Source organism: Pseudomonas sp. BCA17, assembly GCF_004519405.1.
GTDB lineage: Bacteria > Pseudomonadota > Gammaproteobacteria > Pseudomonadales > Pseudomonadaceae > Aquipseudomonas.
Genome location: NZ_SGWI01000006.1, coordinates 142447 through 163937, shown reverse-complemented (window position 1 = coordinate 163937; position 21491 = coordinate 142447). Strand labels below are relative to the sequence as shown.

Below are 21491 nucleotides of genomic sequence, written 5' to 3'. Positions count from 1 at the left end.
CAGTTAAGCGTCAGTGCCGTCTGTAGGAGCGAGCAAGCTCGCGCCTACAAAAAACTTTAACTGACCGGCATTAGGGCAACCCCTCTCATTCGGAGTAAACGGAATGCCTGTTTCTATCGTCGCAGCTTTGCAAATTGGCTCCTTGCCGGGCGGCAAGGCCGACACCCTGGCGCACATCCTCGGCTATGAGGACGATATCAAACGCAGTGGCGCGCAATTGGTGGTCATGCCTGAAGCGTTGCTCGGCGGCTACCCCAAAGGTGAAGGTTTCGGCACGCAACTGGGTTATCGCCTGCCGGAAGGGCGAGAAGCCTTTGCCCGTTACTTCGCCAACGCCATCGATGTGCCAGGCACCGAGACCGAGGCGTTGGCCGGGCTGTCGACGCGCACCGGGGCCAGCCTGGTGCTCGGCGTGATCGAGCGCAGTGGCAGCACGTTGTATTGCACCGTGCTGTATTTCGAACCGACGGGCGGCCTGGTCGCCAAGCACCGCAAACTGATGCCTACCGGCACCGAGCGGCTGATCTGGGGCAAGGGCGACGGTTCCACCTTGCCGGTGATCGACACGGCCGTCGGGCGCATCGGCGGCGCCGTGTGCTGGGAAAACATGATGCCGCTGCTGCGCACGGCGATGTACGCCAAGGGCGTCGAAGTGTGGTGTGCGCCGACCGTGGATGAGCGCGAGATGTGGCAAGTGAGCATGCGCCATGTGGCCCACGAGGGGCGCTGTTTCGTGGTGAGTGCCTGCCAGGTGCAGGCATCGCCCGAGGCGTTGGGGTTGGAGATTGCCAACTGGCCTTCAGACCGTCCGTTGATCGCGGGAGGCAGTGTGATCGTCGGGCCAATGGGCGACATCCTCGCCGGGCCGCTGCTGGGGGAAGCGGGGCTGTTGACGGCGCAGATCGATACTGATGATTTGGTCCGCGCCAGGTATGACTATGACGTGGTTGGGCATTACGCCAGGCCTGATGTGTTTGAGTTGCGTGTGGATGAGCGTGAAAAGCCTGGTGTGCGTTTCATTACAGATTGAAACGCAATGGGAAAAGTAGGTGCGGAGTCTTCAGCGTTGGGTCGATTGGGATTTCAGCCATTCTTCACGGGTCATCTCCCAGATGTCCCGTGGGAAAATGCCTTCGACAAACCGCCCTTCATCCGTGCGGATCAAGCGCATGCCCGTGCGTTCGGAAATCCGTCGTGACCCCAGATTGGACGAGGCCTTGGGCACCCGTATCACCGGGCGCTGGAGTACGCCGAACCAATAATCGGTGACCGCCGCACTGGCTTCGGTCATCAAGCCCCGGCCTTGCCAAGAAGGCCCCAGCCAAAATCCACGGTTGTTATCGTCTTCGTCCATCAAGCTGACATTACCAATCAGCTGGTCGGGCGCGGTTTTCAGACGAATCGACCAATGCCATTCCTCGCCACGCGCCATGGCGGGCAGGGCGATTTGTTCCAGATAAGTTCGGGCGCCGTCTGCCGGGTAGGGCCATGGCACCAGCGCGTTGAGGTAACGCACCACTTCCCAATGGGGAAATTGCTGCTGGATGGCGTCGGCATCGTCCAGGGTCAGCGGGAGAAGGATCAGGCGGTCGGTGAGCAGGATCGGCTGCATAACATTTACCAGGTCGCCGTATTCGGCAAATCCAACGTGCCGCGTTCCACAAACCGCATGGTGCCGAACACTCCACCCGCCAGCTTGCCGCGCAGCACGTAGGGCAGGTTGTTCAAGCTTTGGGTCTGGCTCAGGCCCAGGGTCTGGCGCAACACGGAAAATGCCGAAACACTCACCGGCACCATCAGTACGGTCTCGGAAAAGCGTGGGACGGAGCCCGCCTGGTCGCTCACGCCCGACGCCAGCGGCCGGCCATTGACGTCCAGGTCCAGGGCGATGCCGCTGTAGTCGATTGCCGTTTCATTCGGGTTCTGCACCCGCAGCTTTACGGCGAAACGCACTTCCAGGTCCTGGCTTTGCAGGGGCTCGATGCCCACCACTGTGATGTTGACCGGGTCACGGTTGGGGAACAGCGCGCAGGCGCTCAAGGTCAGCAGCAGTAACGATAGAACCATGAGCTTGCGCATCTGAAAGTTGCTCCTATTGCGTAACGTCCGGATCTTGCATGACTTTGAGGGTAGAAGACTCCGGATCGAATTCGTCTTCTTCCAGCTCTATGAACTCTTCGGGCAGGAAAATGTTCAGCACAATCGCACAAAATGCCCCCACGGTGATCGGCGATTCAAAGATGTTGTGCAGCGCCTTGGGCAGGTCGCGCAACACTTCCGGCACCGCCGCGACGCCCAGGCCCATGCCCAGGGAGATTGCCACGATCAGCACATTGCGTCGGTGCAGCCCGGCTTCGGCGAGGATCTTGATCCCGGCCACGGCCACGGTGCCGAACATGATCAGGGTCGCGCCGCCGAGGACCGGCTTGGGCATCAGTTGCAATACCGCTCCGATCACTGGGAACAGCCCCAGCAACACCAACAGGCCGGCGATAAAGTACGCCACGTAGCGGCTGGCCACGCCGGTGAGTTGGATCACGCCGTTGTTCTGGGCGAAGGTCACCATCGGCAGGCTGTTGAAGGTGGCGGCCATGGCTGAGTTGAGGCCATCGGCCAGCAGGCCGGACTTGATGCGCTTGATGTACAGCGGGCCCTTGACCGGCTGTTGGGATATCATCGAGTTGGCCGTCAGGTCACCGGCGGCTTCAAGCGGCGAAATAAGGAAGATCACGGCCACTGGGATAAACGCCACCCAGTCGAACGAAAAACCGTATTTGAACGGCACCGGTACGCTGATCATCGGCACCTGGGGCAGGGCGGCCATGTCCACGCGGCCCATCCACCACGCCACGGCAAAGCCCAGGGTCAGGCCGATCACAATCGAACCCAGGCGCAGGAATGGGTTGCTGAAGCGGTTGAGTATCACGATGGTCAGCAGCACCAGCGCCGCCAGCCCCATGTTGCCTGCCGCGCCCAGGTCGCTGGAACCAAAGCCGCCGGCCATGTCGGTGACTGCCACCTTGATCAGTGACAACCCCATCAGGGTAATGATGGTACCGGTGACCACCGGGGTGATCAGTTTGCGCAGTTTGCCGATGAACTGGCTGAGTACCACTTCGATAAAAGCCGCAAAAAAACAGATGCCGAAGATTGTCGAGAGAATTTCATCGGTGCCGCCGCCACGCGCCTTGACCATGAAGCCGGCGCTGAGAATCACGCTGATAAACGAAAAGCTGGTGCCCTGCAGGCACAACAGGCCTGAGCCCACCGGGCCGAACTTGCGCGCCTGCACAAAGGTGCCCAGCCCCGATACGAACAGCGCCATGCTCACCAGGTAGGGCACTTCGCTTTCCAGGCCCAGCACGCCGCCGACAATCAGGGTAGGGGTGATGATGCCGACGAAACTGGCGAGCACGTGCTGCAACGCTGCAAACATCGCCGCAGTGAAGTGCGGGCGGTCTTCCAGGCCGTAGATCAGGTCGGATTTATAGCGAGGGCGAGGGGTTTTAGTGTCAGACAAAATTCGAGCCCGTCGGGGAAAAGGGGCGCGCAGGATGCCAGAAAGTACCGGCTGTCAAAAGTGTGTAAAAAATTTTCGAAACATCCTGCATTAAATCATCAAGCCTGCCGATAGCCTGAGAAGGCCCACCTTCCAATAACAACCGTGGTGCCCAAAGCTCGGTTGGCGCGTTGACGCCGACTGATCGTGTCGCGGCATGGATGCGCGCTAACACTAATTCTCGAGAGTTCCCCCTATGTCCCTTCGTAATCTGAATATTGCCCCCCGTGCTTTTCTCGGTTTTGCGTTTATTGCGTTGCTGGTCGTGATTCTTGGCGTGTTTGCGGTCAACCGCATGACCCAGATCCGTCAGGCCTCGCTGGACATGGGGACCAACCAACTGCCCAGTGTCAGGTATCTCGGCAACGTGACCGAGAACGTCCTGCGCTTGCGCATTCTCTCGTTCCGTATCCTGGTCAACCGTGAGCCGGCGGCTCTGGAAGAAGCCAAGACCCGCGTGGCCGCGTTGGTCGACAAGGCCAAGCAGGCCCAGACAGCCTACGCGGCCATGCCGGCCGGTCCGGAAGAGGCGGCCTTGTATAAGACCTTCGCCGCCACCTTCGACACGTATCTCGCCGCCCAGGCCGAGATGATGTCGCTGTCCCAGCAGAATAAAGTCGATGAGATGCGCACGTTGATCAATACGCGTATCAAGGACGGCACCGACCTGATGGGCGAGCAGTTGAACAAGCTGATCGCGATCAACAGCGCTGACGCGGAGCGCGCTGGGCGCGATGCCGAGAGCAGCTATCAGATGGCTGTGACCGGGATCATCATTGTCGCCGTGGTGGCGGCGCTGATGACGGTATTGCTGGCTTGGCTGCTGACCCGCAGCATCGTTGCGCCATTGCGCAAAGCCGTAGACATGGCTGAAACCATCGCCGGTGGCAATCTTACCAAGACCGTTTCCGATGACGGCACCGATGAGCCGGCGCGCTTGCTCGGTGCGTTATCGACCATGCAAGCCAACCTGCGCCAGACGATTCAACATATCGCCGGCTCCGCCACGCAGTTGGCGTCCGCTGCCGAAGAGCTGAGTGCGGTCACCGAGGAAGCGTCACGGGGTGTGCAACAACAGAACAATGAAATCGATCAGGCCGCCACGGCCGTCAACGAAATGACCGCCGCCGTGGAAGAGGTGGCGCGTAACGCCGTGTCGACTTCCGAAGCGTCCGGCCAGTCCAACCAGGCTGCCCGTGAAGGCCGCGACCGTGTGGTAGAAACGGTCGGCGCCATCCAGACCATGACCCAGGACGTACAAAACACCGCTGTGCTGATCGAGGGCCTGGCTTCCCAGGGCCGTGATATCGGCAAAGTACTCGACGTGATCCGCGCGATTGCCGAGCAGACCAACCTGCTGGCCCTCAACGCCGCCATTGAAGCCGCCCGCGCCGGTGAAGCCGGACGCGGTTTTGCGGTGGTGGCCGATGAAGTGCGGGCACTGGCCCATCGCACCGCGCAGTCGACTCAAGAAATCGAAAAAATGGTCGCCGGCATCCAGAGCGGCACCGGTGAAGCCGTGCAATCGATGCAACAAAGCAACCAGCGTACCCAGGCCACCCTGGAAATGGCCCGCGCCGCGGGTGTGGCGCTGGAGCAGATCACCCAATCCATCAGCCTGATCAACGAGCGCAACCTGGTGATTGCCAGTGCCTCGGAAGAGCAAGCCCAGGTGTCCCGCGAGGTGGACCGCAACCTGGTCAACATTCGCGACCTGGCGACCCGGTCGGCGGCGGGGGCCGACCAGACCAGTTCGGCCAGCCATGAGCTGTCGCGCCTGGCGGTGGATTTGAACGCGATGGTGGGCAGGTTCGTTATCTGACCATTGGCAACGCAGTCAACCCAGGGGGCTCCCGATAGTCTTGTGTCAGCCATGGATGAGCTGGCCCGCTATCGGGAGCAGGCCCCCTCCCACATTTATCGGTGCGACGTGAGGGGCTACGGTTTCCAGGCAGCTGGATTTACCAGGTTTTTTGGCTTTTGCCCGGCCAAAGCCTGCAACAGATTATCCACCGCACACTGGGCCATGGCTTCCCGCGTCTCGTGGGTAGCCGAGCCGATATGCGGCGTGGCGACCACGTTGTTCAAACGCAACAACGGCGATTCGTGACTGAGCGGCTCACGCTCGAACACATCCAGGCCCGCAGCTCGGATGGTGCGCTGTTGTAACGCTTCGACCAACGCAGCTTCGTCCACCACCTTGCCCCGCGAGATGTTGATGAAGATCGTCTCCGGCCCCATCCGCGCAAACGCTTCGGCGCCGATCAGCTTCTCGGTTTCGGCCGTCAGCGGTAATGTCAGGCAGACAAAATCAGCCTCTTGCAGCAAGTCGTTCAAGGGGCGGTATTGCGCACCAAAGCGCTGCTCCACCTGCGGCTTGGGCGAGTGACTGTGGTAGATCACCGGCATGCCGAAACCGAAGTGCCCACGCTGGGCCAGGGCTTCACCGATACGCCCCATGCCGATGATGCCGAGGGTTTTGCCATGCACGTCAGTACCGAAGTGTGCCGGGCCGATGTTCTTGTTCCACTGGCCGGCGCGCACCATGTCCGCCAGTTCGACCACTCGGCGGGCGGTGGCCAGGATCAGCGCAAAACCAGTATCGGCGGTGGTTTCGGTGAGCACGTCCGGGGTATTGCTGAGCAGGATGCCGCGTTGGGTCAGGTAGTCGATGTCGTAGTTGTCGACACCCACCGAGACGCTGGCCACCGCTTCCAGGTTGGGCGCCAGATCCAGCAGCGTGGCGTCCAGGCGCAGGCTGGCGCCCAGCAGGCCATGGGCGGCAGGCAGCGCGTCGCGCAGTTTGGCCAGGCCGATAGCGTCCAGCGCGTCGATCAGCGTGACGTCGGCCTGTTCATGCAGGCGCGCCATCAGCGGTGCGGAGAGCTTTTTGTACAACACGACAGACTTTTTCATAAGGTTTTTACCTTCAACTCCAGGGTTGGCGCCCGTGCGCGATCACTGGCGCCGGGCTTGAGGAAAATGGTCAGCACCACCGACAGCAGCAAGGCGCCGCTCATCAGCAGGTACGAGGCGCCGGGCGAGCCGGTGCTGCTGTTGAGGTAGCCCACTAGGTACGAGCCACCGAACGAACCGAGGGCACCCATGCTGTTGATCAGCGCCATAGCGCCGCCGGCGACGTTGGCCGGCAGGATCTCCGGGACGATGGCGAAGAACGGACCGTACGGCGCGTACATGCAGGCCCCGGCGATCACCAGCAAGGTGTAGGACCACCAGAAATGTTCGGCGCCGAGCGCGTAGGAACCGTAGAACGCGATGGAAGCAATCAGCAGGGGCGGCCACACAAAGCGCTTACGCTTTTGCAATTTGTCCGACCCCCAGGACACCACCAGCATGCCGATTACCGCCGCCAGATAGGGCAGGGCGGACAACCAGCCAGCCTCGACCATGTCCATCTTCAATCCCGCCTTGAGGATCGACGGCAGCCACAACACAAAGCCGTACACGCCGATGCTCCAACAGAAAAATTGCAGGGCCAGTACGATCACTTTGGGCGAACGGAAAGCCTCGCCGTAGTTCTTCACCGCCTTGATACCCACCTGTTCGGCGGCCAGGGCGGTTTCCAGGCTCTGTTTCTCGCTGCCGCTGAGCCATTTGGCATCCTTGGGACGCTCATCGGCCAGGCGCCACCAGATAAACGCCCAGACCACCGCCGGCAAGCCTTCGACGATGAACATCCAGCGCCAGCTGAAGTGTTGCACCAGATAGCCTGAGACCACCGACATCCACAGCATGGTCACCGGGTTGCCGAGGATCAGGAAGGTATTGGCGCGGGAGCGTTCGGCACGGGTGAACCAGTGGCACAGGTACACCAGCATGGCCGGCATTACGGCCGCTTCAACCACACCGAGCATGAAGCGAATGGCGATCAGCATATAGGCGTTGGACACCACGCCCGTCAGGGTCGCCAGGCCACCCCAGAAGATCAGGCTGACAAAGATCAGCTTTTTGACGCTGCGCTTCTGGGCATAGATCGCGCCCGGCACCTGGAAGAAAAAGTAGCCCAGGAAGAACAGCGCACCCAGCAGCGAGGACATGCCCGGGGTGATCATCAGGTCTTCGGCCATCCCGGAGGCGGCGGCGAAGCCATAGTTGGCGCGGTCCAGGTAGGCCAGGCTGTAGGTGATAAAAACGATGGGCATGATGTACCACCAGCGGCGGGTGGCGAGTTTCACGGTATCCATGGTGTTGCTCCTGAGCTTGTTGTAGTTGTGGCAACAGGTTGTAGTAAGCGGGTTTGTCCCGCGCCGGGCTGCGCAGCAGCCGTTTGGTCAACTCGCTTTCTGTACCGGGGGCAGGTCTGCCCTGAGCGGCAAGCCTTCCATATCGCCACGGCTCTGCACGGCACGGCTGCCGATCCAGTTACCGCGCCGCACGGCCTCGGGGAAGCTGAGGTTTTCCAGCAGGGCACTGACCATGCCGACGGCGAAGCCATCGCCGGCACCGACGGTATCCACCACTTTTTCCACTGGAACGGCGGCGACGAAACCTTCGTCCAGCCGGGTCCGATAGTAAGCACCGTCAGGCCCCAGCTTGATGGCCACGGCCTCGGCGCCCTGGTCGAGGTAGAACGCGGCAATATCGGCCGGGTCGTCGAAGCCGGTGAGCAACCGGCCTTCGCTCAGGCCCGGCAATACCCAGTCGGCCAAGGCGGCGAGGGCGTTGATCTCGCGGATCATCTGCTGCTGGCTGGGCCATAGCGATGGGCGCAGGTTGGGGTCGAACGACACGCTGCGCCCGGCCTTGCGCATTTGCGTCATCAACTCGCGGGACAGCTCCCGGGTGGCGTCGGACAAGGCCGCGGGAATGCCGGTGGCATGCAGGTGACGGGCTTGAAGCAGCGCGGGGCTGAGGGCCGCGATGGATAAATGGCTGGCCGCCGAGCCTTTGCGAAAGTACTCGACCTGAGGATCGGCGCCGTTTTCTTCACGGGACTTGAGCTGAAAACCGGTCGGATGCAGCGGGTCGACCGCTACATGGCGGCAGTCCAGACCTTCATTTTTCAGGGCGTCGAGCACAAAGCGGCCCAGGGAATCATTGCCCACCCGGCTCAGCCAGGCCACGTTGAACCCCAGGCGCGACAGGCCGATGGCGACATTACTGTCGGCCCCGGCAATACGCTTGTGAAACTGCGCCACCTGCGCCAGGTCGCCAGTCTGTTCGGCGACGAACATCGCCATGGTTTCACCAAACGAGAGGATATCGATCTCAGACATGAGCATTCTCCAGGCGGGGCTGGCCAAGGGTGGCGAGGGCGGCGACCTGCCCGGCGGTGACTTGGATCAGGTCATCGCCTTGCAGCGGGAATTCCACGGCCCGGGTAATACCTTGGGTCATGTGCTTGAGCAGTTGTTCCCACAAATGCAGATCGGTGGCGCTGGGCGGCAGTGCGACGAGCTTGCCATCCTGGCGGCGGGCCACGGCTTTGCAGTGCAGGTAGTCCACGTGCCGGCCGAGCAGGCGTGCGGCGGTCAGGGCGGATTGGTCCTGCCACTGCCAGTTGCCGATATCGAAGGTCATCTTGACCGGCAGGCCCAGGCGTTCCACTTCGCTGAAGAAGCGTTGCATCGGTTCGATACGCCCACCGTGCAAGGTCTGGTCGTTTTCCACCAACAGCTTGACCGGGTGACGGCTGAGCAGCGCATGCAGGCTCTGCAGGTCGTTGGTGTCGGTGAAGTAACCCAGGGAAACCTTCAACCAACCCGAACCAAAGGCTTGGGCACGGTCCAGGGTCGCCGCCAGTTCGGCGTTGGGTTGGGCGCGCCCGGCAACCCACAATTCCATGGGCGATGAAAACACCGATTCCAGATGATGTTGCGCCGCCGCTTGGGCCAGTTCGCCCGGTTGCTCGTGGGTCAAAAGCTCCTCACGCCATTCGATGCGCTGGGCACCCGCGGCGGCGAGCAACTCGACAAAACTCAATTGGCCGTTTTTGCGCACCAGGTCGGCGCCGTAGCTGGAGAGGCTGATGGATACGGGGTATTTATGCATTGTTGTGTACCTCTGAAACCGGTTTCATTTTTGTGCAAAAAATTTTAGGTCCGCTGCGTGGAACCACGCACGATCAGTTCAGGCAGGAAGTCGAGCGTGCGTGTCGGCTGCGTATCGCCACGTAATCGTTTGAGCAAACAGTCAAACGCACTGGCGCCGATCGCCTCGGTCGGTTGCGCCAGCGCGGTGATGCCGCTACCCACCAGCGGATACCAGTCCAGGTCATCCAGGGCGATCAGGCCGACGTCGTCGAACAGGTTGCAACCCAGTGTCTTGAGCGCGCGGGTGCAGGCCAACGCAGCGACGCCGTTGGCGCAGAACAGCGCCTTGGGGCCAGGTTTGGCAAGGAAGGCCTGGAGGGTTTTTTCCAGCGCGTCATCGAGTTCCAGCACCTTGCCGGTCAACCCCGGACGGCGGTCGATCTCGGCGTTGAAACTGGCCTGGCGTTCCAGGCGCGAGCTGGTGCCGTCGGCGGCTTCACTCACCAGCAACACATCGCGGTAGCCCTGCTGTTGCAGGTGCTCCAGTGCCATGTGCACTGCCGCCGGGTTGTCCAACCCCACCAGGTCGCTGTGCAGCGGCTCGACCTTGCGGTCCACCAGCACCAGGGGCATCTCCCGTTGCAGCTCCAGCAATTGGTCGAGGTGATGGCCGAGGGTGTTCACGATCAGCCCTTCGATGTTGTACGAACGCAGCGCCGCCAGGTGCTGGCGCTCCTGCTCGTCATCGCGGTCGGTGTTGCACACCACCAGGCTGTAACCATGCTGGCGGCAGGCGGTTTCGACGCCATGCATCACGGCAATCGAATAGGGGTTGCGAATATCCGCCACCAACATGCCGATCAGGCGTGTACGGCCACGTTTCAGGCCACGGGCCATCTGGTTGGGACGATAGCCGAGTGCTTCGATGGCTTGTTCGATGCGCAAGGCTATGGCGTCGGAGAGCAGGGCACGGTCATCGCCGATAAAGCGCGACACGCTGGCCTTGGACACACCGGCACGCTCGGCGACGTCGAGCATGGTCACGCGGCTGCGCTGGGCGGCAGAAAATGAAGTCACGGTAGAACCTTTCTTATTGGATTTGGTGTTTCACTGAAACCGGTTTCAGAAAACACGAGTCAACCGGCCTCGTCAAGAATTTCTTGGTGAAAGCATCCTGTCGTTAGACGCTGAAAAGCGGACGAATGGCGCCGCTACCTGTGAAATCTGACAGTATCCGCCGGCGTAAAGGAGGTGTTCAATTGCACCAACAGCGCCTGGGCAGTCTGATTTTTTAGAGAAAAAGGCGCGTCGAGAGTGATTGAGCTGCGGGAGGTTTCGATGACCAATTCCAATACAACCCAGCCGAATGCGAATGGTCCTTCGGGCCCTGGCGGTATCCTCGTGCTGGATGAGCCAAAAGTCGTCGACGCACTACCGGATGGGTTGATCCCCGCTAGATTTTATTTCGACGATTTGAAGGTTTCGCTTGAGATCCCTTGGGCGGTTTTACCCGGTACGGGAAGGTTCCAATATGTGATTTTTGAGTGGGCTGTCCAAGGGGCCAGACCCGTCGATACCCCCCCCTTCGAACTGCGTGGCCCACTGACGGATGCCGATTTTCCTATATCGCTGACGATTCCTCAGGCCTTTCTACTGAGCAGCGCCGTCGTTGACCTCAGGTATCGGATCCATAACACCCGGCCAGATAGTCCCAGCGTCGATACCTCTGAAACGGTGACTATCAGAATCGACCGCGATGCCCCTGGTGCTGGCGCGTTTCTTCCTCCTGCGATTTTCCCGATCGACCCGGTGACTCAAACCTACCTGGACAACAATCCCCTGGTGCCCATGGAAATCCCTCCTGGCTATCGAGGGCGTGAGGCCGGTGACAGAGTGCATATGTATTTTTCTGACCTGAATATGCTGCCAACGGGCTTGCCGACACTGACCTCGCCACCGCTGACCAGTGCCAATGGCCGCATTTTTGTAGAGGTGCCCAATGACGTGTTCCGCAGGTTCCCGGGTGCTCTCTTTCTGTTCTGTTTTTATCGCCTGGAGGATCGTGCCGGAAATGTGAACCCGGAATTTTCACAGGTGGCGCGGGTTGGGCTGCAAGTCGACCTGCCTCCCATCATGTACACACGCCCCCGTTTTCCCCAGTCCGAGTCTCACCCTAACCGGTATTTGACCTGCAGCACTCAACCGCCGATTTGGTTCGGGGTCGAGGTGCACATCCCCCCTGATTCGAACATCCGTGATGGGGATTTGATCACGCTGCGGTTTCAAGGGTACGGCCGATACCCTGATGTCAATCCAGACCCCAACATTGTGGAAACCCTTGAGCATTATTGGGACGCGACAGGGGATGCAGCCGGCTTCAACTTCTGGATCCGTGATGTGGAGCGTCTGATCCGCCCATTGAAAGAGAACGCAGGTGGAGAGGCCAGCTATTTAGTGTCCAGAGCGGGGGCCATCATTGGCCGCTCCGCCTCCAGGTTCGTGCAGTTCGACCGTGTGGTGCTGACGTCGCCACCGCCGCCCGACCCCATCTACTGCTGGATTAACGGTAATGGCCCCGAGCCTTGAGCCGAGTCATCCCACCGCATGAATGTTGGGCTACATCGCTCTGATGAATGTTTTTTCGAGTTAGCGTGGTTGGCTGAATGCCATCGACGGGAGCGAGTGTGTCTGTTTAAAACACCAAGGAGAGACTGAAATGAGTAGAAAACGTGGTTCGACTACTGCACCTGCGCCTTTGGTTCTCGCTGCGCCTACGATCGTCGAAGCGTTGGATGATGCAACCGGCCTTATTCCAGCACCGGTTGCACCGGTTGGCATTAACGTGCAATTAACGACGGGGCAGGCGACAAGGAACACCGATTGGATGAGCATCGAGATTCGCGATCTTAGTGCGCTTCCGCCCACGTGGGTCACCTTTGTAGCGCCCTATCAACTAACCGCCATTACCCCACCGGTTCCGTCCATTATCAACAGGTTCGTTCCCGCTCCGCTGCCCCAATTCAAACATGGTTTTTTCGAGCTCAGAAATACCCAGTACCGTAATCAAGCGGGTATACCGGGAGCCCCCTTCGACAGCTCCAACCCGGGTGCATTTCGGGTCGATACTATTGCGCCTTATGCCGTCGAGTCATCCCGTGAGCAACCGACTGTTCCGGTCTTTGTCAACGCGCCGCCGGGCACCGTGATCAACAATGCGTTCCTCATAAGCGAAGGTGGCCTGGAGATCGGCATTCCACCGAACACTTATCCCTCTCAGCCGGGGCAATTCGAAGCAGGGGACAGGTTTTTTGTCTACTTCAGCCCGGTAATGGACCCGCGTCCCGAGCATTTGGTCAGCGATCCGCTAGGGATACCGATGCTGCCTACGGGGGGCACTTTCTTCCTGCCGGCCGCCCAGATACTTGTGGGTGGTTTTTTCTATCTTTTCTACACCATCCGTGATCGGGCCGGTAACGTCAGCCGCCCTTCGTTCAATGATTCTCGCACCGTTGCATTGCTTGACGATCCCAAGCCATTGGCAGTCTTCATTCCATTGGCGCCCGCCCCGCGCGACGGCAGTACCGATGACCTGCTCGATATTGCGGATTATAAGCAAGGTATTGACGTTCATATTGAAGAGTACCTTGATCATGCAATAGGGCTGGACAAGTTCGAATTGCAATGGGGTACGGAGCCATATGGCCCGCAAACGCCTGAGCTTAGTGCTTTTGACGTTATCTTCAGTAGTATGAATAACGCGATCAAGGCCGCCTATACAGCAACACTGGGGCCGCAGACTGTGATCGTGCGCTATCGTATTGACCGAAATGGTATTTTCTTTAACTCTCCCGACAAAACCGTGCGACTTGACTTGTCGGTGGAAGGCCCGGTTCTTCCTGGCACCCTTGAGCCGGGGGATGTGAACCCTGAACTGCAACTGGCGCAGGTATATGGCGCTATTTCGAATCCCGAGTTGAACACCCTGCGCATCGTCGACGCGGATAAACCTGTCACGATTGTGATTCCGCTCTGGACCGTTGCAGCGGCGCCCCATGCGGGCAACAGATTTTTCCTGTTCTGGGGCGTCGCGAAAGAACGAGTCGGGCCTTTTAACCTCAGTACCTTGACACCCGGAGCGGATGCGACGTTCGACATCCCGTGGGACGTAGTGGCTAGACATGGTAATGGCACGCAGCCGGTCAGCTACGTTGTCACCGGGCCCGGCACCACTAATGAAAACCCGTCGGGTGTTACCGACGTCGACGTGATCGATGCAGTGACCGTGATATTGCAAGCTGCTCAATTCCGGCACCTTGATGTCAATGGTGAATGGAGCTGCGTGTCCTTGCAAAGTCGTGGCCCTGGGGCCCCGCCGCCGCTTTTTGCCGAACTTTTCATTCCTGCAGACCCACGGCTGGTGCTCAATAACGATGTGACGATAACCGTGACTATTTCGAGCGAGGCCTTTGGCTTTCCACCGGGTCCATTCACGCAAGACTTTACCCATCCATCGTTGAGCCAGTCTGATGTGGATAATGGTTTTATCTTTGAAATTCCTTACGGTGCATTCCTTAAGCAGTCTCCGTTTGGGCCTTGCGAAGTGACCTACAGCACAGTGGTGAGCAGCGGAGCGACCGGTAACAGTGAACTGGCTGGGGTTTTCTCGGTATTTTCCAATCCGGAGACCTTCTGCGATGGTACGACTATCGTGAGACCTTAAGCGGGCTGTTCGTTGGAACCGTCAAAGGGAAGCGTCGCTTCCCTTTGGCGTATCCGGTAGTTGGCAATTGAAAATATGCTTTCTATAAGCCTGGTTCGCAGGTACACCTTGATCGTCATATATTCGGAGCGATGTATTGCCTATCGCTACATCCTGTTCAGATTAATCCTACATCCTTGGGTAAGTTCACTCAGTAATCTCTGCACCGCACAGGTAAGGCTCCATTCCGAGGGAACGAGCCAAACCGTTTCAAAGGCTCCAGCCCAGAGAGTGAAAACCTATGTCCGTGTTAACCAACTTCGAGCTCAAGCCCTTGAGCAAGATGATGAAAGTTCCAACTATTACTTTTCTTGTGTTTGCCGCTTTTCAATCGAGCGCACACGCTGTTCAACTGATTGGTGAGTCAAAAACCATTGAGGTCGGTGAACTACCCAATGACTGGCAACTGGATATGAAGTCCGAGCTGACCGTTAATGGTGCCCGGGCACAGCATATCCTGGTCAACGATTCGGCGTTGATTGTCAATGCTGGCAGCCTTATTGACGACATCCGTGCCACCCAGGGATCGTCCGTCAGCCTGAACGGCGCTACCGTCGATTCGTCTCATGCCGTGTTCGGCGCAGTGCGCCTGGATGACAGCAATGCTCTCATTCAGGACAGCAACATCACTAGCCATACCACAGTAGGCTTGCAAGCGTTCCAGAGTTTCGACTCCGAAAAAGGGGGCATTGCCGAGGTATTCAACAGCACCATTCGTGGTCATATCGGCGGGGCGATGGCGGCGGGCAATAGTGAACTGCATTTCAGTCAAAATACATTGGTTGAAGGTACCGGCGCCGACAGTTTTGGTGTGTTTGTCGACGGGGCAACGGTCACTGCCAGCCAAAGCCGAATCATCGGCGGCAAGAACGGTGTGTTGTTCACCGATGACTATGACGAAGGCGGCGTGGGTAAACTGGTGCTGGATAATTCCAGCGTCGAGGGCCGCAGCGGTTCCGCCATCGTGGTTAATGGTGAGCATGGTTCGACCCCGCGAGCGGAAATTGATGTGCGTAATGGCTCTACTTTGATCGGTGGTAACGGCACGTTGCTGGAAGTTAACGGCGGCGCCACGGCGAGCATGAATGTCGACAACAGTCGATTGAACGGTAACGTCATTGTCGAGGACGGCAGCAGCGCAAATTTGAAGCTGCAGAACCACGCCAGCCTGACCGGGCTGTTGCAGAATGTCACCCGCCTGGATATCGGCGACCAGTCTTTTTGGGAACTCACGGGCGACAGTCAGGTAGGCGCATTGAGCCTGGCGGGCGGTACGGTGAAGTTTGGTGACACCGACGCGTTCTATCAGCTGGATCTGGACAGCCTCGACGGCAACGGCACCTTCGTCATGGGCACCGATTTCGCGCGTGGCGTCACGGACTTCCTGAACATCGAAGGTGAGGCCAAAGGCAATCACCACCTGTTGCTCGCGGCAAGTGGTGCGGAGCCGGTCAATCCGGAGGATATTCGCATTGTGCATACCGGCGGGGGCGATGCGCAGTTTTCCCTGGTCGGTGATGTGGTCGACGTAGGTGCTTACTCCTACGGCCTGAAAAAGGAAGGCACTGACTGGTTCCTTGACCCGAACAACCGCGTGATAAGCCCAGGTACTCGCTCGGTACTGGCTCTGTTCAATACCGCACCGACCGTATGGTACGGTGAGGCGACTTCACTGCGTACACGTATGGGTGAGTTGCGTTTCGAGCCGGGTCAAGCGGGGGTGTGGATCCGGGGTTATGGCAATAAGTACAAAGTGGCCGACAGCACGGGTGTCGGTTATAGCCAGAACCAACAGGGCTTTACCTTGGGGGCCGATACGCCGTTGGCCGACAGCCAGTGGCTGGTAGGGGTAATGGCGGGTCACAGCACCTCGGACCTGGACCTCAAGCGCGGCACCTCCGGTAACGTGAAGAGCTACTACCTGGGTGCCTACGCGACGTGGTTGGACGAGGAGAGCGGCCTGTATTTCGATGCGGTCGCCAAGGTCAACCGGTTCCATAACGAGTCCAAGGTTGGTCTCAGTGACGGTACTTCGTCCAAAGGCAAGTACAACAACACCGGTGGCGGTTTGTCGGCGGAGGTCGGTCGCAACATCAAGTTGGACGATGGATTCTTCGTCGAGCCGTATGCGCAGATGTCCACCGTGGTCATCCAGGGCGGCAGTTACAGCCTGGATAACGGTCTGCAAGCCAAGGGCGAGCGTACCCGCTCGATCCTGGCCAAGGCCGGTGCGACCGTGGGGCGTGACATCCAGCTCGACAGCGGCAGTGTGCTACAGCCTTATTTGCGGGCAGCGATGGTGCATGAGTTTGCCAATAACAATAAGGTTTCGGTCAATAACAATGTGTTCAACAATGATCTGTCCGGTTCCCGAGCAGAATTCGGTGCGGGTGTGGCGGTGAAGCTGTCGCAGAACCTTCAATTGCATGCCGATCTTGAGCACAGCAGCGGCGGTAAGGTTGAGCAGCCTTGGGGCGCCAATGTGGGTGTTCGTTACACCTGGTAATTGCGCGCTATGCAAAAACGCCCGTATCGAGAGATACGGGCGTTTTTGCATGTGGCATAACCCATCAACTGGTCAGGTCGAAATCGACTTCGACCCAATGTGAATTCCCGTTGGCATCGTCATCGGTAGTTGCATGCAATGTACCTCTGATTTTAATTTCACCTGGGGCCAGCCCCATGATGATCAAATCGCCTTTAATGCCACTGACCGTATAGTGCGCCGTGGGAGATTTTACCGAGTACCAGACTTCAAAGTCTGTAAATTCCTGTTCCTCCAATTTGATGACCTTGCCCACTTCAACGCTTTCGGGCACCTGGATAAATAGTTCTTTGATGGTGACCGAGTTATCGGCGTGCCGGGCATTGACTCTGAAGACAGCCTGTTCGTGATTGCGAGATAGGGTGGTGGTCTGAAAATTAACGGGAACGGAATCGATACGTGCATTGAAGGTACCTGACGCATTGATTCGTTTGGGGCCCAATGCCTTCTGCTGCTCGGGAGTTAAAATTTGCGCTTGTACGGTCATGATCGCTTCTCCATCGCGGGTGGTTGTGCGAGTCACAGAGGCATCAGCGGCTCTGTCTGAAGCATGTAATAGCAGAGCGTCCAACCTGTAAACTGTCAGAAATAACAGTATACGTAGACCGTAATGTATGAGCGTTCCTCGACAGTTCAAACAGTCTAAGTACACATTTTTAATTCGTTTAAGTACTAACTCACACAACTTCCGGCAAGTTCAGGTGGTGATACTCGGCCCAGTCCAGCTCAGCGTCTAAAAGGCGGGTGCGGTGTCAGCCGAACAGCCCGGCCGCGATATTGATCGAGAACCCCAGAATTGCCGTATTGAACAGAAACCCGATCAACGACTGCCCCAGTACCACTTTGCGCAGGCTGCGCGTGGCCACGCCCACATCGGACGTCTGCACCGCCACGCCGATGGTGAACGAGAAATACAGGAAGTCCCAATAGTTCGGCGTAAGCAGCCCTTCGGCAAAGCGCAGCGCCGGCTCCTTACCGTTCCAGGTGTAGTAGAGGCGGGCATAGTGCACGCTGAAAATCACGCCGATCAACAGCCACGAACCAACGACCGTCAATCCGGTGAAGCCGTAATGCAACAGACGTTCGGTGGGGGCCAGGCCTTTACTGCCGATCAGCTCGAAGGTAATGGCGGCGAGGCTGGCAATGGCCGCAATGCACACCATGAACAGCACCAGGCCGGCGTTTTCATCCTCAATCTCGGCAATGCGTTGGACATCCGGGGCCTTCGCGCGGATGGTCAGCCACAGCATCAGTACCAGATAGGCCCAAACGCCGGCGTTCCAGCCGATGAGGATTTTGCCCAGAAGGGTGTTGGACGGTGCCAGGACGCCTACGACAATGCCCAGCACAGCGGCGGCGGAGAGGCGAGGATGGGTGCGGGCGAGGAAGGGCATGGCGCTCACGAATGGGGGGAGAGGGGAGCACGATAGGTTGTAGGGCTGTAAGCTTCAAGCTTCAAAGCTTCAAGCTGCAAGCGACAAGTTAGAAACAAGTCTGTTTTTGCGTGCCGCTCGAAGCTTGAAGCTTGCCGCTTATAGCTTGCCGCTGCTCTTTCCCACCCCCTTCATGACCACCACAAAGAACACCGGCACAAACACCACCGCCAGTGTCGCCGTGATCATCCCGCCGATCACTCCGGTACCGATCGCCTGCTGGCTGGCCGAACTTGCCCCCGTGGCAATCGCCAACGGCACCACGCCGAGGATGAACGCCAGCGACGTCATGATGATCGGCCGCAAGCGCAATCGCGCTGCCTTCAAGGTTGCGTCGATCAGATCTTCGCCTTGCTCGTACAGCTCTTTGGCGAACTCGATGATCAGGATCGCGTTCTTCGCCGACAAGCCGATGATGGTGATCAGGCCCACTTTGAAGAACACATCGTTGGGCATGCCACGCAAGGACACGGCCAGTACCGCGCCGAGCACACCCAGCGGCACCACCAGCAACACCGAGGCCGGGATCGACCAGCTTTCATACAACGCCGCCAGGCATAGGAACACGATCAGCAACGACAGGCCGAGCAGCAGCGGTGCCTGGGAGCCGGACAGGCGCTCCTGTAACGACAGGCCTGTCCATTCCTGGCCCAGGCCCGCCGGCAATTGACTGACCAGGCGCTGGATCTCCTCCATGGCTTCGCCGGTACTGTGACCGGGCGCCGCCTCACCGCTGATGGCGATGGCCGGGTAGCCGTTGTAACGCGTCAACTGCGCCGGGCCCTGGGTCCACTTGGCTTCGACGAAGGCCGACAATGGCACCATCTTCCCGGCGTTGTTGCGTACGTTGATCTTCATCAAGTCCGCCACCTGGCTGCGTTGGTCGCCTTCGGCCTGCACCACCACCCGCTGCATGCGGCCTTGGTTGGGGAAGTCGTTGATGTAAGCCGAGCCGATGGCCGAGGACAGTACGTTGCCGATGTCGGCAAACGAAACGCCCAGGGCGTTGGCCTGCTTGCGGTCCACTTGAAGCTGCACCTGGGGCGCCTCGGCCAGGGCGCTTTCGCGCACGTTGGCCAGGATCGGGCTTTTTTCGGCCGCCGCCAGCAGTTCGGTGCGTGCCGCCATCAACCCGGCATGGCCGACGCCACCACGGTCCTGCAGGCGGAATTCGAAACCGCTGGAGGTGCCCAGGCCGTCTACCGGTGGCGGCAGGATCGCGTAGGCGATGGCGTCCTTGAGCTCGGTGAAGGCCATGTTGGCGCGCTCGGCAATCGATGCGGCAGAGTCATCGCTGCCACGTTCCGACCAGTCCTTGAGCGTCGTAAACGCCAGCGCAGCGTTTTGCCCGGAACCGGAGAAACTGAAGCCCATGATCATGGTGGTATCACCCACCCCCGGCTCCTCGGCGTTGTGTGCTTCGATCTGCTCGGCCACCTGCACCGTGCGGTTCTTGCTCGCACCCGGTGGCAACTGGATATCGGTGATGGTGTAGCCTTGGTCTTCCACCGGCAGGAACGAGGAGGGCAGGCGGCTGAACATCCACCCCAGGCCCACCAGCAACACCAGGTAGATCAGCATATAGCGGCCGCTGCGTTTGAGTGCGTAGGCCACCCAGCCTTCGTAGCGGTCCGTGAGGCGCTCGAAACGCGTGTTGAACCAGCCGAAGAAACCGCCCTTGGCATGGTGTTCGCCCTTGGCGACTGGCTTGAGCAGGGTCGCGCACAAGGCGGGCGTCAAGGTCAGGGCAAGAAACGCCGAGAACAGGATCGAGGTGGCCATCGACAGCGAGAACTGCTGATAGATCACCCCCACCGAACCCGGCATGAACGCCATCGGCAGGAACACCGCCACCAGCACCAGGGTGATACCGACAATGGCGCCCGTGATCTGGCCCATCGCCTTGCGCGTCGCCTCCTTGGGTGACAGGCCTTCGGTGGCCATGATGCGCTCGACGTTCTCCACCACCACAATCGCATCGTCCACCAGGATGCCGATCGCCAGCACCATGCCGAACATGGTCAGCACGTTGATCGAGAACCCCAGCAACAGCATCGTCGCGAAGGTGCCCATCAAGGCGACCGGCACCACCAGTGTCGGGATCAAGGTGTAGCGCACGTTCTGCAGGAACAGGAACATCACCGCAAACACCAGCGCCATGGCTTCGAGCAAGGTGTAGACCACTTTAGTGATCGAGACCTTGACGAACGGCGAGGTGTCGTACGGGATCTTGTATTCCACATTGGCCGGGAAGTAACGCGACAGTTCGTCCATCTTCGCCCGCACCAGGGTCGCGGTGTTCAGCGCGTTGGCCCCCGGCGACAACTGCACACTGACGGCCGTGGACGGCTTGCCGTTCAGGCGGGTGGAAAACTGGTATTCCTGGCTGCCGATTTCCACCCGCGCCACGTCACCGATGCGCACGGTGGAGCCGTCCGGGTTGGCTTTAAGCACGATGTCGGCAAACTCGGCCGGCGTCGACAGTTGGCCCTTGACCAGAATCGCCGCGGTGATTTCCTGGGTGTTGGTTCCCGGCAAGTCACCAATGCTGCCCGCCGAGACCTGGGCGTTCTGCGCGCTGATCGCGGCGTTGACGTCGGCCGGCGTGAGGTTGAAGCCGATCAGCTTCTGCGGGTCGATCCAGATTCGCATGGCACGTTCGGCACCGTACAGCTGGGCCTTGCCCACACCGTCCAGGCGCTTGAGTTCGTTCATCACGTTGCGCGCCAGGTAATCGCTGAGCGCCACGTCGTCGAGCTTGCCGTCGTTGGACGTCAGTGTCACCAGCAGCAGGAAGCCGGCGGAGACTTTCTCCACCTGCAAGCCTTGCTGAGTGACCGCCTGCGGCAGGCGCGGCTCCACCGCCTTGAGACGGTTCTGCACGTCCACCTGGGCCATTTCCGGGTTGGTGCCCGGCTGGAACGTCGCGGTGATGGTGGCCGAGCCCAGGCTGCTCTGGGATTCGAAGTACAACAAGTGATCGGCGCCGTTGAGCTCTTGCTCGATCAGGCTGACCACACTCTGATCCAGGGTCTGGGCCGAGGCGCCCGGGTACACCGCGTAGATTTCCACCTTCGGCGGTGCGACGTTCGGGTACTGCGCCACCGGCAACTGCGGAATGGCGAGTGCGCCGGCCAGCAGGATAAACAGGGCGACCACCCAGGCGAAGATCGGGCGGTCAATAAAGAACTGCGGCATGGCG

The 21491-nt window shown here is 59.5% G+C and carries 16 protein-coding genes; 5 read left to right on the top strand and 11 right to left on the bottom strand.

Annotated elements, in window-relative coordinates:
- Positions 1-103: 103 nt before the first annotated feature.
- The gene (locus EXW71_RS21510) at positions 104-1030 is read left to right on the top strand and encodes a carbon-nitrogen hydrolase family protein (RefSeq protein WP_134660811.1); all 927 of its coding nucleotides are present in this window, start codon (positions 104-106) and stop codon (positions 1028-1030) included.
- A 30-nt stretch (positions 1031-1060) separates the two neighbouring features.
- On the opposite strand, the gene EXW71_RS21505 is transcribed toward EXW71_RS21510, so the two are convergent.
- The 3 genes from EXW71_RS21505 to EXW71_RS21495 are packed head-to-tail and all read right to left on the bottom strand — an operon-like array spanning position 1061 to position 3520.
- Entirely contained in the window at positions 1061-1612 is a 552-nt protein-coding gene (locus tag EXW71_RS21505) for a GNAT family N-acetyltransferase (RefSeq protein WP_134660810.1), read from the bottom strand.
- A gap of 5 nt (positions 1613-1617) precedes the next feature.
- A complete protein-coding gene (locus EXW71_RS21500) occupies positions 1618-2079 on the bottom strand; it encodes an LEA type 2 family protein (protein WP_134660809.1) in 462 nt (153 codons plus the stop codon).
- Positions 2080-2092: 13 nt separating this feature from the next.
- Positions 2093-3520: a nucleobase:cation symporter-2 family protein gene (locus tag EXW71_RS21495; protein ID WP_134660808.1), complete on the bottom strand. Its 1428-nt coding sequence runs from the start codon at positions 3518-3520 to the stop codon at positions 2093-2095.
- Positions 3521-3755: 235 nt separating this feature from the next.
- Between EXW71_RS21495 and EXW71_RS21490 the strand changes: the two genes are divergently transcribed.
- Complete coding sequence (locus EXW71_RS21490) at positions 3756-5381, top strand: methyl-accepting chemotaxis protein (protein ID WP_134660807.1); 1626 nt, start codon at positions 3756-3758, stop codon at positions 5379-5381.
- A 116-nt stretch (positions 5382-5497) separates the two neighbouring features.
- Here the strand turns inward: EXW71_RS21490 and EXW71_RS21485 are convergent, their stop codons facing one another.
- The 5 genes from EXW71_RS21485 to EXW71_RS21465 form a co-directional block, all read right to left on the bottom strand.
- On the bottom strand, positions 5498-6475 hold the full coding sequence (locus EXW71_RS21485) for an NAD(P)-dependent oxidoreductase (RefSeq protein WP_134660806.1): 978 nt from the start codon (positions 6473-6475) through the stop codon (positions 5498-5500).
- Positions 6472-7764 carry an MFS transporter gene (locus EXW71_RS21480; RefSeq protein WP_134660805.1) on the bottom strand — a complete coding sequence of 431 codons (1293 nt, stop codon included), beginning with the start codon at positions 7762-7764 and terminating at the stop codon, positions 6472-6474. Before EXW71_RS21480 ends, EXW71_RS21485 begins: the two co-directional genes overlap by 4 nt.
- Before the next feature lie 87 nt (positions 7765-7851).
- Positions 7852-8796, bottom strand: coding sequence for a sugar kinase (locus tag EXW71_RS21475; protein ID WP_134660804.1), 945 nt, complete (start codon positions 8794-8796; stop codon positions 7852-7854).
- Positions 8789-9571, bottom strand: a complete 783-nt coding sequence (locus EXW71_RS21470) for a sugar phosphate isomerase/epimerase (RefSeq protein WP_134660803.1) — start codon at positions 9569-9571, stop codon at positions 8789-8791. The genes EXW71_RS21475 and EXW71_RS21470 overlap by 8 nt, the downstream gene beginning before the upstream one ends.
- Before the next feature lie 44 nt (positions 9572-9615).
- A complete protein-coding gene (locus EXW71_RS21465; RefSeq protein ID WP_134660802.1) occupies positions 9616-10629 on the bottom strand; it encodes a LacI family DNA-binding transcriptional regulator in 1014 nt (337 codons plus the stop codon).
- A gap of 261 nt (positions 10630-10890) precedes the next feature.
- On the opposite strand from EXW71_RS21465, the gene EXW71_RS21460 reads away from it, so the two are divergent.
- The 3 genes from EXW71_RS21460 (at position 10891) to EXW71_RS21450 (ending at position 16817) form a co-directional block, all read left to right on the top strand.
- Complete coding sequence (locus tag EXW71_RS21460) at positions 10891-12138, top strand: hypothetical protein (protein ID WP_134660801.1); 1248 nt, start codon at positions 10891-10893, stop codon at positions 12136-12138.
- A gap of 130 nt (positions 12139-12268) precedes the next feature.
- Positions 12269-14272 (top strand): hypothetical protein, encoded by a 2004-nt coding sequence (locus EXW71_RS21455; protein WP_134660800.1) that lies wholly within the window; start codon positions 12269-12271, stop codon positions 14270-14272.
- A 280-nt stretch (positions 14273-14552) separates the two neighbouring features.
- Positions 14553-16817: an autotransporter outer membrane beta-barrel domain-containing protein gene (locus EXW71_RS21450; RefSeq protein WP_134660799.1), complete on the top strand. Its 2265-nt coding sequence runs from the start codon at positions 14553-14555 to the stop codon at positions 16815-16817.
- A gap of 64 nt (positions 16818-16881) precedes the next feature.
- Here the strand turns inward: EXW71_RS21450 and EXW71_RS21445 are convergent, their stop codons facing one another.
- The 3 genes from EXW71_RS21445 to EXW71_RS21435 all read right to left on the bottom strand — a co-directional run bounded on the left by EXW71_RS21445 (position 16882) and on the right by EXW71_RS21435 (position 21487).
- Positions 16882-17343, bottom strand: coding sequence for a hypothetical protein (locus EXW71_RS21445; protein ID WP_134660798.1), 462 nt, complete (start codon positions 17341-17343; stop codon positions 16882-16884).
- A 265-nt stretch (positions 17344-17608) separates the two neighbouring features.
- Positions 17609-18250 (bottom strand): DUF1345 domain-containing protein, encoded by a 642-nt coding sequence (locus EXW71_RS21440; protein WP_134660797.1) that lies wholly within the window; start codon positions 18248-18250, stop codon positions 17609-17611.
- 138 nt (positions 18251-18388) lie between these two features.
- Positions 18389-21487 (bottom strand): efflux RND transporter permease subunit, encoded by a 3099-nt coding sequence (locus EXW71_RS21435; RefSeq protein WP_134660796.1) that lies wholly within the window; start codon positions 21485-21487, stop codon positions 18389-18391.
- Positions 21488-21491 lie beyond the last annotated feature (4 nt).